At 70.2% G+C, this 13217-nt stretch carries 13 protein-coding genes; 9 read left to right on the top strand and 4 right to left on the bottom strand.

Going from position 1 to position 13217, the window contains the following annotated elements; genetic code table 11:
• Nucleotides 1-66: 66 nt before the first annotated feature.
• Both ACZ63F_RS06780 and ACZ63F_RS06775 read left to right on the top strand, forming a co-directional pair.
• Entirely contained in the window at nt 67-744 is a 678-nt protein-coding gene (locus tag ACZ63F_RS06780) for a response regulator transcription factor (protein ID WP_016436346.1), read from the top strand.
• Between the two features lie 125 nt (nt 745-869).
• Complete coding sequence (locus ACZ63F_RS06775) at nt 870-2141, top strand: ATP-binding protein (protein WP_352365355.1); 1272 nt, start codon at nt 870-872, stop codon at nt 2139-2141.
• Between the two features lie 7 nt (nt 2142-2148).
• Here ACZ63F_RS06775 and ACZ63F_RS06770 read toward each other — a convergent pair whose 3' ends face one another.
• Entirely contained in the window at nt 2149-2652 is a 504-nt protein-coding gene (locus tag ACZ63F_RS06770) for a GtrA family protein (RefSeq protein ID WP_469709416.1), read from the bottom strand.
• Nucleotides 2653-2869: 217 nt separating this feature from the next.
• Here ACZ63F_RS06770 and ACZ63F_RS06765 point away from each other — a divergent pair, with 217 nt between their 5' ends.
• The 4 genes from ACZ63F_RS06765 to ACZ63F_RS06750 all read left to right on the top strand — a co-directional run bounded on the left by ACZ63F_RS06765 (nt 2870) and on the right by ACZ63F_RS06750 (nt 6968).
• Nucleotides 2870-4009, top strand: a complete 1140-nt coding sequence (locus tag ACZ63F_RS06765) for a 5-(carboxyamino)imidazole ribonucleotide synthase (RefSeq protein WP_469709415.1) — start codon at nt 2870-2872, stop codon at nt 4007-4009.
• Complete coding sequence (gene purE / locus ACZ63F_RS06760) at nt 4006-4527, top strand: 5-(carboxyamino)imidazole ribonucleotide mutase (protein ID WP_351961786.1); 522 nt, start codon at nt 4006-4008, stop codon at nt 4525-4527. Before ACZ63F_RS06765 ends, purE begins: the two co-directional genes overlap by 4 nt.
• Nucleotides 4528-4548: 21 nt before the next feature.
• Nucleotides 4549-5727: a dipeptidase gene (locus ACZ63F_RS06755; protein WP_469709413.1), complete on the top strand. Its 1179-nt coding sequence runs from the start codon at nt 4549-4551 to the stop codon at nt 5725-5727.
• A 143-nt stretch (nt 5728-5870) separates the two neighbouring features.
• Nucleotides 5871-6968: a membrane dipeptidase gene (locus tag ACZ63F_RS06750; protein WP_469709411.1), complete on the top strand. Its 1098-nt coding sequence runs from the start codon at nt 5871-5873 to the stop codon at nt 6966-6968.
• Here the strand turns inward: ACZ63F_RS06750 and ACZ63F_RS06745 are convergent, their stop codons facing one another.
• Entirely contained in the window at nt 6969-7358 is a 390-nt protein-coding gene (locus ACZ63F_RS06745; protein ID WP_469709409.1) for a VOC family protein, read from the bottom strand.
• A 13-nt stretch (nt 7359-7371) separates the two neighbouring features.
• Complete coding sequence (locus ACZ63F_RS06740) at nt 7372-7731, bottom strand: VOC family protein (RefSeq protein WP_469709407.1); 360 nt, start codon at nt 7729-7731, stop codon at nt 7372-7374.
• 411 nt (nt 7732-8142) lie between these two features.
• On the opposite strand from ACZ63F_RS06740, the gene ACZ63F_RS06735 reads away from it, so the two are divergent.
• Complete coding sequence (locus tag ACZ63F_RS06735) at nt 8143-9588, top strand: DUF7405 family protein (RefSeq protein WP_469709405.1); 1446 nt, start codon at nt 8143-8145, stop codon at nt 9586-9588.
• A 186-nt stretch (nt 9589-9774) separates the two neighbouring features.
• On the opposite strand, the gene ACZ63F_RS06730 is transcribed toward ACZ63F_RS06735, so the two are convergent.
• Nucleotides 9775-11118 (bottom strand): UDP-glucose dehydrogenase family protein, encoded by a 1344-nt coding sequence (locus ACZ63F_RS06730; protein ID WP_469709403.1) that lies wholly within the window; start codon nt 11116-11118, stop codon nt 9775-9777.
• A 178-nt stretch (nt 11119-11296) separates the two neighbouring features.
• Between ACZ63F_RS06730 and ACZ63F_RS06725 the strand changes: the two genes are divergently transcribed.
• Together ACZ63F_RS06725 and ACZ63F_RS06720 are read left to right on the top strand one after the other, a co-directional pair.
• Entirely contained in the window at nt 11297-12454 is a 1158-nt protein-coding gene (locus ACZ63F_RS06725) for an acyl-CoA dehydrogenase (protein ID WP_352365335.1), read from the top strand.
• Nucleotides 12455-12786: 332 nt separating this feature from the next.
• The gene (locus ACZ63F_RS06720; RefSeq protein WP_469709401.1) at nt 12787-13152 is read left to right on the top strand and encodes a four-helix bundle copper-binding protein; all 366 of its coding nucleotides are present in this window, start codon (nt 12787-12789) and stop codon (nt 13150-13152) included.
• The last annotated feature ends 65 nt before the right edge of the window (nt 13153-13217 follow it).

The raw sequence follows: 13217 nt of genomic DNA, 5'->3' as shown, positions 1-13217 counted from the left end.
CCAAGGTAAGAATCCCTGGTGCCGATCACACTCCAGTACTGCGCGTAATCGGACTACCATCACCCCATGACCCGTGTACTGCTCGCCGAGGACGACGCGTCCATCTCGGAGCCGCTGGCCCGCGCACTGCGCCGGGAAGGTTACGAGGTGGAGGTGCGCGAGGACGGACCCACCGCGCTCGACGCCGGAATGCAGGGCGGCGTCGACCTGGTCGTGCTGGACCTCGGGCTGCCCGGCATGGACGGCCTGGAGGTGGCGCGCCGGCTGCGTGCCGAGGGCCACGCCGTGCCGATCCTCATCCTGACCGCGCGGGCCGACGAGGTGGACACCGTCGTCGGTCTCGACGCGGGCGCCGACGACTACGTCACCAAGCCGTTCCGCCTCGCCGAGCTGCTCGCCCGGGTGCGGGCGCTGCTGCGGCGCGGTGCCGCGGAGCCGGCGCAGCCGCCGGCCACGCACGGGGTGCGCATCGACGTCGAGTCGCACCGGGCGTGGATGGGCGACGAGGAGCTCCAGCTCACGGCGAAGGAGTTCGACCTGCTGCGGGTGCTGGTGCGGGACGCGGGCCGCGTGGTCACGCGGGACCAGCTGATGCGGGAGGTCTGGGACACCACGTGGTGGTCGTCGACCAAGACGCTCGACATGCACATCTCGTGGCTGCGCAAGAAGCTCGGCGACGACGCGGCGAACCCGCGGTACATCGCCACCGTGCGTGGTGTCGGGTTCCGTTTCGAGAAGAGCTAGGTCGGCTACGCGCGTTGCGCCGTGGTGGCTCGGGTAGGTTCGCGACCTGCCGTCGTGTGTGGCTGGTCGCGCAGTTCCTCGCGCCCCTGAAGGGGCGCTGAAGTCGCCGTTTCCCGGAGAGTGCCGTGCGTCGTCGTCTGATTCAGTCCACCCTCGCCGTCGTACTCGTCGTCATCGCCGTGTTCGGCGTCTCCCTGGTGATCGTCGAGAGTCGGACCATCAGCAACAGCGCCCAGGAACGCGTCGACTCCGAGGCGCTGCGCCTCGCCAGCATCGTCGACAGCCGGATCCTCGGGGACGAGGACATCACCGCCGACATACTGCGGAGCCAGGTCGGCACGGAGCAGTACGCCGTCATCCGGATCCCCGGCAAGGCGCCGATCGAGCTCGGGGTCAAGCCCGAGGGCGATGTCATCCACTACACGGCCGACGGTGAGGAAGGCGAGACGGTCACCGTCCAGGAGCCGCGGTCCACGGTGACCCGGGAGGTCGGCCGCACGCTGCTGATCATCGGCGCCGTCGCGCTGCTCGCCGTGATCGCCGCCGTGCTGCTCGCCATCCGGCAGGCCAACCGGCTCGCCTCCCCGCTCACCGACCTCGCGGAGACCGCGGAGCGGCTGGGGTCCGGCGACCCGCGCCCGCGGCACAAGCGGTACGGCGTCCCCGAGCTGGACCGGGTCGCCGATGTGCTGGACTCCTCCGCCGAGCGGATCGGACGGATGCTCACCGCCGAGCGGCGCCTCGCCGCCGACGCCTCCCACCAGCTGCGCACGCCCCTGACCGCGCTGTCCATGCGGCTCGAGGAGATCACCCTCACGGATGACCCGGACATCGTGAAAGAGGAGGCGAACGTGGCGCTCACGCAGGTGGAGCGCCTCACGGACGTCGTGGAACGGCTGCTGACGAACTCCAGGGACCCGCGCACCGGCTCCGCCGTCTCCTTCGACCTGGACGAGGTCATCCAGCAGCAGCTCGCCGAGTGGCGGCCCGCCTACCGCAGCGCGGGCCGGGCGATCGTCAGCTCCGGCAAGCGCCACCTGCGCGCGGTCGGCACCCCGGGCGCGGTGGCGCAGGTGCTGGCCGCGCTGATCGAGAACTCCCTGATGCACGGGGGCGGCACCGTCGCCCTGCGGACCCGGGTCACGGGCAACCAGGCCGTGGTCGAGGTGACCGACGAGGGGGCCGGGGTGCCGGCCGATCTCGGCAACCGCATCTTCGAGCGGACCATCAGCGGCCGCAACTCCACCGGGATCGGGCTGGCCGTCGCACGCGACCTCGCGGAGGCCGACGGAGGCCGTCTGGAGCTGCTCCAGGCCCAGCCGCCGGTGTTCGGCCTGTTCCTGTCCCGCACCCCGCCACCGCACAAGCCGGCGGACGACCTGCCGACGGTCCGGTGAGGAGCCGCTAGCGGACCCGCTGCGTGGGCTGCCCGGTGCCGGCGGCCCGCTCCAGGATGGCCTCCGCGTCGGCCACCGCCTCACGCGCCGGCAGCGCCTTGAACACCCACGTGCGGTACGACCAGAAACGGAACAGGGTCGCCACGCCGATGCCGACGAACTTGAAGACGTTGCTCTGCAGCGGGCTGTCCCAGCCGAAGCCGTAGGTGGCCAGGTACAGCAGACCGTTCTCGATCACCAGGCCGACCGCACTGAACAGCAGGAACAGGGTGAGTTCCCTGGTGCGGCCACTTTTCTCGCGGTCCCGGTACGTCCAGTAGCGGAAGCCGAGGTAGTTGAAGACGATCGCGACGACCGTCGCTATGACGCTCGCCCGCACCACCGGCAGGTCGGTGACGTGCCGGACCAGGTTGAAGACGCCGAGATTGACGAGAATGCCGGCCCCGCCGACCGCGCCGAATTTGGCGACCTCGCGTACGAGCCGTTGCAGCCCCGAGGAACCACGTTCCATGGTTGTGCGGGCTCCCGTCCGTAGGTATTGCGACCCAGCCACTCTAACGACCCAGCATCTCCGATGCCTCCGGATGGCGACACAGGACGGGAAAGGCTTGGGAAGAGCTGCGGAAAGGCGCGGGAAAAGCGGGGCAAGAGGAGCCGAAGCGGCGGGTAAGAGCGCTGGTCGCGGGCTCGGAAACCGGCCACCCCGAAGTGGCCGATACCCTAGGGGCGTGACGTTCCCGGTAGTCGGCATGGTCGGCGGGGGTCAGCTCGCGCGTATGACGCACGAGGCGGGCATCCCGCTGGGCATCAGGTTCAAGCTCCTCAGTGACACTCCCCAGGATTCCGCGGCCCAGGTGGTGAGCGATGTCGTCATCGGCGACTACCGCGACCTGGACACGCTGCGTGCGTTCGCGCGCGGCTGCGACGTGATCACCTTCGACCACGAGCACGTGCCGACCGAGCACCTGCGCGCCCTGGAGGCGGAGGGCATCCCCGTGCGCCCGGGCCCGGACGCGCTGGTGCACGCCCAGGACAAGGGCGTGATGCGGGCGAAGCTCGACGCGATCGGCATCCCGTGCCCGCGGCACCGGATCGTGGCCGACCAGGAGGACGTGGTCCGGTTCGCGGCCGAGGGCGACGGCTTCCCCGTCGTCCTGAAGACCGTGCGCGGCGGCTACGACGGCAAGGGCGTGTGGGTCGTCGAGACCGCGGAGGAGGCCACCGACCCCTTCCGGGCCGGCGTGCCGGTCCTCGCCGAGGAGAAGGTCGACTACGTCCGCGAGCTCGCCGCCAACGTCGTACGCTCCCCGCACGGCCAGGCCGTCGCCTACCCGGTGGTGGAGTCCCAGCAGGTCAACGGCGTCTGCGACACCGTGATCGCGCCCGCCCCCGACCTGGAGGAGTCCCTCGCGCTGCAGGCCGAGGAGATGGCCCTGCGGATCGCCAAGGAGCTGGGCGTGGTCGGCCACCTGGCCGTCGAGCTGTTCCAGACCCGCGACGGCCGCATCCTCGTCAACGAACTGGCGATGCGCCCGCACAACTCCGGCCACTGGAGCCAGGACGGCGCGATCACCTCGCAGTTCGCCAACCACGTCCGCGCCGTCCTCGACCTGCCCCTCGGCGACCCGCGCCCGCGCGCGAAGTGGACGGTCATGGTCAACGTCCTGGGCGGCGACTACCCGGACATGTACTCCGCGTACCTGCACTGCATGGCCCGCGACCCCAAACTGAAGATCCACATGTACGGCAAGGACGTGAAGCCCGGCCGCAAGGTCGGCCACGTCAACACCTACGGCGACGACCTGGACGACGTTCTCGAGCGCGCACGTCACGCTGCCGGCTACCTGAGAGGCACGATCACCGAATGAGCCCCCTTGTTGGCATCGTCATGGGTTCGGACTCCGACTGGCCCGTCATGGAGGCCGCCGCCAAGGCCCTCGACGAGTTCGAGATCGCGTACGAGGTGGACGTCGTCTCCGCGCATCGCATGCCGCGCGAGATGGTGACGTACGGCGAGCACGCCGCCGAGCGCGGCCTGAAGGTGATCATCGCGGGTGCCGGGGGAGCGGCCCACCTCCCGGGCATGCTCGCCTCCGTCACCCCCCTCCCGGTCATCGGCGTGCCCGTCCCGCTGAAGTACCTCGACGGCATGGACAGCCTCCTGTCCATCGTGCAGATGCCGGCCGGGGTCCCGGTCGCCACGGTCTCGGTCGCCGGTGCCCGCAACGCGGGCCTGCTGGCCGCCCGGATCCTCGCCGCCCACGACGAGGACCTGCTGCAGAAGATGCGCGACTTCCAGCAGGACCTCAACGACCAGGCCACCGAGAAGGGCAAGCGGCTGCGGGCCAAGGTCGAGGGCTCGAACGGCTTCGGCTTCGGCAAGTAGGACTCCGGGAAGTAACACGCAATGACGTCCCTCGATGAAGCCCGGTCCCTGCTGCGCGAGTTCCCGGTCGTCGACGGCCACAACGACCTGCCGTACGCACTGCGCGAGCAGGTCCGCTACGACCTCGACGCCCGTGACATCGCCGCCCACCAGAACGCCCACCTGCACACCGACATCCCGCGGCTGCGGGAGGGCGGGGTCGGTGCGCAGTACTGGTCGGTGTACGTCCGTTCGGACCTGCCGGGCGCCGTCCCGGCGACCCTCGAACAGATCGACTGCGTACGGCAGCTGATCGCCCGTTACCCGGCCGACCTGCGGGCCGCGCTGACCGCCGCCGACATGGAGGCGGCGCGTGCCGAGGGCCGTATCGCCTCCCTGATGGGCGCGGAGGGCGGCCACTCCATCGACAACTCGCTGGGCACCCTGCGCGGTCTGTACGAGCTGGGCGTGCGCTACATGACGCTCACCCACAACGACAACAACGACTGGGCGGACTCGGCGACCGACGAGCCGAACGTCGGCGGCCTGTCGGCGTTCGGCCGCGAGGTCGTGCGGGAGATGAACCGGCTGGGCATGCTGGTCGACCTCTCCCACGTGGCGGCCACGACCATGCGCGCCGCCCTCGACACCACCGCCGCTCCGGTGATCTTCTCCCACTCCTCCGCCCGGGCCGTCTGCGACCACCCCCGCAACATCCCGGACGACGTCCTCGAACGCCTCCCCGGCAACGGCGGCATGGCGATGGTGACGTTCGTGCCGAAGTTCGTGCTCCAGGCGGCGGTCGACTGGACCGCGGCGGCCGACGACAACATGCGCGCCCACGGCTTCCACCACCTCGACACCACCGAGGACGCGATGAAGGTGCACCGGGCCTTCGAGGAGACCCACCCGCGCCCGGTCGCCACCACCGCCACGGTCGCCGACCACCTCGACCACATGCGCGAGGCCGCCGGCATCGACCACCTCGGCATCGGCGGCGACTACGACGGCACCGCCTTCACCCCCGACGGCCTGAACGACGTCTCCGGCTACCCCAACCTCGTCGCCGAGCTCCTTGACCGCGGCTGGTCCAGGTCCGACCTGGCCAAGCTGACCTGGCAGAACGCGGTCCGGGTGCTGGGCGCGGCGGAGGACGTGGCCCGCGGCCTCCAGGCGACCCGGGGACCGTCCCACGCGACCATCTCGGACCTGGACGGCTGACCCGGCGAAAGCCGGTCGGGCGGGCCGGGCGTTCGGGGAGTACCCCCGAACGCCCCGTCCACCAGGAACCCTCCCGGCCGGGCGTGCGACGGTGAGCTACAGCCCCTTCACGACGTAGCTCACGACGACGTACGGAGCCCTTCATGGCCGACCTCCAGCACGACATCCCCACCACGACCGAGGTCGGCAGGGAGGACTACCTCCCGGACGACCCGTTTCCGATGGAGTCCGGCGCCGCGTTCCTGGAGCGGGCCCACGCGCTGCTGGAGGCGCATCCGGTCGCGGACGGCTACTGCGGGCTGCCCCGCGCGCTCGGGGCGCTGCCCTGGTACGACCTGGAGCTGGGCGAGACGGCCGTCGCCACGGACGTGCCCCGGCTGCGCGAGGGGCACGTGGGCGCGCTGTTCTGGTCGCTGGACCTGCCGGCGCCGGAGTGGGGCGACCGGGCCGTGGGCGCCACCCTGGAGCAGCTGGACCTGGTGCGCCGGGTGGTCGAGATGCACCCGGAGGGGCTCCGCCTGGTGCGTACCGCCGGGCAGGTCATCGACGCCCGCAACTGCGGCCGCGTCGCCGTCGTCCTCGGCCCGGCCTCCGCCGCCGCCGTCGGCGACTCCCTCGGCATCCTGCGGGTCCTGCAGTCCCTGGGCCTGCGCGTGCTCTCCCTGGCCGGTGCCGTGTGGGCGGGCGAGGCGGGGCTGACCCGGTTCGGCGAGGAGGTGGTCCGCGAGATGAACCGGCTCGGGGTGCTGGCCGACCTCTCCGGCGCCCCGGAGGCCGCCCTCGCCCGGGCGCTGGCGCTGTCCAAGACGCCGGTCCTGTGCACCCGCTCCGCCGCCGCGGCCGTACGCGCGCACCCGGCCAACCTCTCCGACGAGCTGCTCGGGCAGCTGGGGGAGCACAAGGGTGTCTGCATGGTGCCGCTGAGCACCGAGCAGACCGGGTCGACCGTCCCGGACGTCGCCGACCACCTCGACCACGTCCGCGATCTCGCGGGCCCCGAGTGCGTCGCCCTGTCCGGCACCTTCGACTCCGGCGCCGCCCACCCCCGGGACCTCGACGACACCTCCCGCTACCCCCACCTGATCGTCGAACTGCTCCGCCGCGGCTGGTCGGAGACCGAACTGTCCCTGCTGACCTGGGGGAACGTCCAGCGGGCGCTGCGCAGCGCCGACTTCACCGCCCGCGCGGCCCAGCGCCGCAGGGACCCGAACCCGCCCCGGCCCGCCGACACCGAGGCCTGATCAGCCGATCCGGCAGAGGCAGAAGGGATGCCCGGCCGGGTCGGCGAACACCCGGAAGTCCTCCGCCACCGGGTCCTCCTCCCGCCGCAGCAGCCGGGCCCCGAGGGCCAGCACCTTCTTCTCCGCCGCGTCGACGTCCTCCCAGGCCGGCCCCGCGTCGAAGTCGAGATGCACCTGCTGGGAGCCGTGGTCGGCGCGCGGCCACTCGGGCGGGGTGTACCCCTCCGCCAGCTGGAAGCACAGCCGCGGCCCGTCCGGCAGCCGCAGCACGACCCAGTCCTCCTCCTCGACCACCGGGGTACCGCCGGCGACGGCCGCGTAGAAGCGGGCCAGCGCGTACGGGTCGGGACAGTCGAGCACCACGTTGCGCAAGCGGGCGATGGACGCCATGGATCCTCCTCGGTCAGCAGGCGCAGAGACAGAACGGGTGCCCCGCCGGGTCGGCGTACACCCGGAAGGTGCGCTCCCGGTCCGCCGCGTCCAGCGGCTTCGCGCCCAGTTCCAGCACCCCCTTCTCGGCCGCGTCCAGGTCGTCCACCATCAGGTCCAGGTGGAACTGCTGCGAGTCGTCGGGCGTGGGCCACCGCGGCGCCACGAATCCGGGTGCCTTCTGGAACGCCAGCGCCTGGCCGCCGGGCAGCGCCAGGTCCACCCAGTCCCCGTCCCCCTCGACGGTGCCGCCCAGCACGCCGGCGTAGAAACCGGCCAGCGCGGACGGGTCGGGGCAGTCCAGGACGACGACACCGAGCTTGGCGAGAGCCATGACTTCCTCCTTGAAGCGGGAGCTACCTCAAGGACTTCCTAACCAAGTTCAGCCCGCCCAATCCGACGGGCGCCGTTGTGCCGGGAGTTGGTTTCCGGCAATGCGGGAACCGGCCGGCCTCGACGATCCGGCGGCGTGTCGGCTTCGATGGGCCGGGGACTCGTGTGCTTCTATCGTGACGGCTCGACGGCGAAAGCAATCGGGCGGTGCGGCCTTGTCATTCACCACCGACCCCTCCCGTTCACGAGGCCGGACTACGGCTGACATCTTTTCCACTGTGAGGGAATCATGGCAGGCGAAGACGAGAATGAGCGTGCGGGGGGATCGCGAGGAGCCCTGAACAGGCGACGCCTTCTCCAGGGGACGGCGGGCACTTTCGGTGCCGCTCTGGCATCGGCCGGCATCTACAAGATGATCGACGCGATCGCGGAACCGCCGGACCGCCAGGCCGCCTCCGGCGGTCCGCCCGTCCAGGAGCAGTACATCCTGCAGAACGAGCAGGTCGTCATGGTCGACGACTCGGCCGTGCAGAGCAGTAGGGGAACGATCGCGGTCCGGGTGCCGGCCCTGCACGATCACATCGTCACCGCGAAGCTGGACGTTCCGGCGAATGCCAAGGCCCTGCAGGAGGCGCAGCACCATCTCGAATCCGCCCTCGTGACTCTGGAACGTGAATTTCCGTCCACTCCCTCGGGAGTCGGCGTCACGGTGGCCTGGGGAATTCCCTATTTCCACCACTACATCCCGGCCCTGGGCAAGGGATCGAATTTCTTCAGGGCGGGAACGCGGTACCCGGCCTATCTGCCGGTCGACCTGGTGACCTCCAAGGCGGAGGGGCGCACCGTCCACGCATTGCAGGACGCCAGGACATTTCCCAGCGACCAGCCTCCGCCCGGCTTCGGGCCGGTCCGCCTGGAACAGAACGACGTGGCGGTGCTGCTCCGCAGCGACAAGCTCGCCCATATCAAGGCGGCCACCGACGCGATCTTCGGCTCCGGAAGCAGTCAGGCGGGCAGCCTGTTCAAGGTGACCAGCATCCGCCAGGGCTTCTCCGGGGGCGGCTTCTACGGGCAGCAGGGCCTGCCGAGCAAGCTGGCGCTGGCGGCCAACATCCCCGGCGCCCAGTCGATTCCCCGGCAGTCGCAGGGCTTCCTGGGCTTCGCCACCACCCTGGTGTCGAACATGGGACCCGACAACATCGCGAATTTCGAGACCCTGCCCGGTTTCACCGACCAATGGCCCGACGGCTACTTCAGGCAGGGCACCACCATGCATCTCTCGCACCTGTTCCAGGACCTGGAGACCTGGTACGAGAAGAGCTATCCCCAGTACGCGGACCGCGTCCAGGCCATGCTCCAACCGGGCCTGAGGCCCGCGCCCGCGCCGGATACGTTCGCCCTGCAACCGCCGGGGCCGACCGAGGCCCAGGTGGCGGAAGGGGTCAAGCGGTACCACGCCTTCGGCCACACCGGGAGCATGTCGCCGGTGGACAGCACCACCAAGCAGGAAACCAGCACCTACGGGAAGTCATATCCCTCGGGGACCACCATCCCGGTGCGCGGCGACTTCGACACGCTGGACAACCCGTTCCACTACACGTCCGATCCGGCGGGCGACCACTACAGCACGAAGCCGGCGGCCGGGCTGCACTTCCTTCAGTTCCAGCCGACGATCGGGGTCTTCAACACCGTCCGGCTCGCCATGGACGGCCACTATCCCGGCAGGACGCTCCCCGTCTCACCGCGCAGCATCCACGCCGGCATCAACTCGGTCCTGAACACGACCCACCGGCAGAACTACCTGGTTCCGCCGCGCCGCCACCGTTCCTTCCCGCTGGCCGAGTTCCTCGCCCCCTAGCGGTAGGTGTATGCGAAGGCAGCGAATGCGCCGAGCCGGTTCACCGGATGCGCACGTGCCGCGTGGTGCAGAATGCAACAAGACACCGGTTCGGCCGACTGAGCCTCGGCCGAACCGGTGTCGTTCGCCTCTTCAGGGGTGCTGGGGGAGGAACTGCGCGCGCTCAGCCCCCACGGACCCGCAGGCTCAGGCGGTCGGACGGCCCATCGCGCGATACGTCCACCCCGCCCGGCGCCAAAGCTCCGGCTCCAGCGCGTTACGCCCGTCGAGGATCACCCGCTCCGTGGCCACCTCTCCAAGCGCCGCCGGGTCCAGCTCCCGGAACTCCCGCCACTCGGTCAGGTGCAGCACGACATGGGCCCCCCGCACGGCTTCCAGAGCAGTCTCCGCGTAGCCCAGCGTCGGGAACAGCCGCAGTGCGTTGGCCATGCCCTTCGGGTCGTACACCGTCACCTGGCCGCCCTGCAGATGGATCTGCCCGGCCACGTTCAGCGCGGGCGAGTCCCGGACGTCGTCCGAGTCCGGCTTGAAGGTCGCGCCGAGCACCGCGACCCGCTTCCCGAGGAAGGACCCGCCACCCAGCGCGTCCCGGGCCATCTCGACCATCTGGCCGCGGCGCCGCATGTTGATGGAGTCGATCTCGCGCAGGAACGTCAGCGCCTGGTCGGCGCCCAGCTCACCCGCACGGGCCATGAAGGCGCGGATGTCCTTCGGCAGGCAGCCGCCGCCGAACCCGATCCCGGCACGCAGGAACTTCCGCCCGATCCGGTCGTCGTACCCGATCGCCTCGGCCAGCCTGGCGACGTCGCCGCCCGCGGCCTCGCACACCTCCGCCATCGCGTTGATGAAGGAGATCTTCGTGGCCAGGAAGGAGTTCGCGGAGGTCTTCACCAGCTCGGCCGTCGGGAAGTCGGTCACCACGAACGGCGTACCTTCGCCGACCGGCGTCGCGTACACCTCGCGCAGCAGCTTCTCGGCGCGTTCGCTGCGCACGCCGACCACGATCCGGTCCGGGTGCAGGGTGTCCTGGACGGCGAAGCCCTCGCGCAGGAACTCCGGGTTCCAGGCCAGCTCGGCCTCGGCGCCGGCCGGCGCGTTCTCGGCGAGGTAGACAGCCAGCCGCTCCGCCGAGCCGACCGGCACCGTCGACTTGCCGACGACCAGCGCGGGCCCGGTCAGATGCGGGGCCAGCGACGCGATCGCGGAGTCGACGTACGACATGTCGCAGGCGTACTCGCCGTGCTTCTGCGGGGTGTTCACACAGACGAAGTGGACGTCGCCGAAGGCGCCCACCTCGGCCCAGTCGGTGGTGAAGCGCAGCCGCCCGGAGGAGCCCTCGAAGCCCGCCACGTGCCGGCGCAGCAGCTCGTCGAGCCCCGGCTCGTACATCGGGGTCTCGCCGCGCTCCAGCATCGCGATCTTCTCGGGTACGACGTCGAGCCCGAGCACCTCGAAGCCGAGCTCCGCCATGGCCGCGGCATGCGTGGCGCCGAGATAGCCGGTGCCGATCACAGTGATCTTGAGGCTCATGGAATGCTCCAGCTCGGGGACATGGGTGCTGCTGCGGGGCCGAGCATAACCGGGCCCCCCTGCGGGCAACTTTCCCGCTGTCGCGTACCTCACGTCACCGTTCCGTGGGCCGCGCTCTAAACTTTGAGTTACTTAACAGTAATTAGCGTCAGCACCACTGCGTCTGGAGTGAGAGACCTTGGCCGGATCGGCTGACTTCGACCTGTACCGCCCGTCCGAGGAGCACGACATGCTTCGGGACGTCGTCCGCGCGCTGGTCGAGGCGAAGATCGCCCCGTACGCCGCCGCGGTGGACGAGGAGGCCCGCTTCCCGCAGGAGGCGCTCGACGCCCTGGTCGCCAACGACCTCCAGGCCGTGCACGTCCCCGAGGAGTACGGCGGGGCCGGTGCCGACGCGCTCGCCACGGTCATCGTGATCGAGGAGGTCGCCCGCGCCTGCGTCTCCTCCTCCCTCATCCCGGCCGTGAACAAGCTGGGCTCGCTCCCGGTGATCCTCTCCGGCTCCGAGGACCTGAAGAAGAAGTACCTCACGCCGCTGGCCAAGGGCGACGCGATGTTCTCGTACTGCCTCTCCGAGCCGGAGGCGGGTTCCGACGCGGCCGGCATGAAGACGAAGGCGGTCCGCGACGGCGACCACTACGTCCTCAACGGCGTGAAGCGCTGGATCACCAACGCGGGCGTCTCCGAGTACTACACGGTGATGGCCGTGACCGACCCCGAGAAGCGCTCCAAGGGCATCTCCGCCTTCGTGGTCGAGAAGTCCGACGAGGGCGTCTCCTTCGGCGCGCCGGAGAAGAAGCTCGGCATCAAGGGCTCGCCGACCCGCGAGGTCTACTTCGACAACGTCCGCATCCCCGCCGACCGCATGATCGGCGCCGAGGGCACCGGCTTCGCCACCGCGATGAAGACCCTCGACCACACCCGCATCACCATCGCCGCCCAGGCCCTCGGTGTCGCCCAGGGCGCCCTCGACTACGCCAAGGGCTACGTCCAGGAGCGCAAGCAGTTCGGCAAGCCGATCGCCGACTTCCAGGGCATCCAGTTCATGCTCGCCGACATGGCCATGAAGATCGCCGCCGCCCGCGCCCTGACCTACCAGGCCGCGGCCGCCTCCGAGCGCGGCGACGCCGACCTCACCTTCCAGGGCGCGGCGGCCAAGTGCTTCGCCTCCGACGTCGCCATGGAGGTCACCACGGACGCCGTCCAGCTCCTCGGCGGCTACGGCTACACCCGTGACTACCCCGTCGAGCGCATGATGCGCGATGCGAAGATCACCCAGATCTACGAAGGCACGAACCAGGTCCAGCGGATCGTGATGGCGAGGAACCTTCCCTAGCGGGGTTCTTGCAGGTGCCGCACTGAGAACAGCCACTGACCTGCACAAACAACACAGCCCCCGGCGTGGTGCCGGGGGCTGTTGTCGTGCGATTGCCTCGCGCACCGGTTCGGGAACGCGGCCGAACGCTCAACTCCCGTACCGGACACGGCAACCAGGACTGATCCACCTGATTGCCTCAGCTGCTGTGACGAGTCTGGTCGGGGAAGACGAACAGGGCTCCTTCCGTGGCCCCGCGCAGCCGTGTCCCGGTGGCGCTACCGGGCGGTCGGGCTTAGGAACGGAAACGTACGGGGCCTGCAGTGGGCCCTCTCCCTTCCCCTGGAGGAGCCATGACCCAGACCGGACCCATGACGGCCATGTCCAAGCAGATGCAGGAGTGCGTCAACATGTGCATGGCCACCCACACGATGTGCGAGGAGACCCTGAGCTCCTGCATGTCGATGGAGGGCGGCCAGGCCCACATGCGCATCATGCGCGCGCTCATGGACTGCTCCGAGGCGACCCGCATGTGCGCCGACATGATGATGCGGCGTTCGCCGCTCTCGCCCGAGATGTGTGCGATGTGTGCAAAGGCGTGTGACATGTGCGCCGAGGCGTGTATGTCCATGCCCGACGACCCGCAGATGAAGCGCTGTGCGGAGGCGTGTCACCGCTGCGCCGAGATGTGCCGCTCCATGGCGACCATGCCCATGTGACGCTCGTCGCGACCGAGCACGGCGATGGGGAAGGGCCCGGGCCCTTCCCCATGTGGTGCCGTTCG

This window comes from Streptomyces sp. NPDC104761, assembly GCF_055583445.1.
The sequence above is the reverse complement of the archived record's forward strand: the minus strand, read 5'-3'. Positions and strand labels throughout refer to the sequence as shown.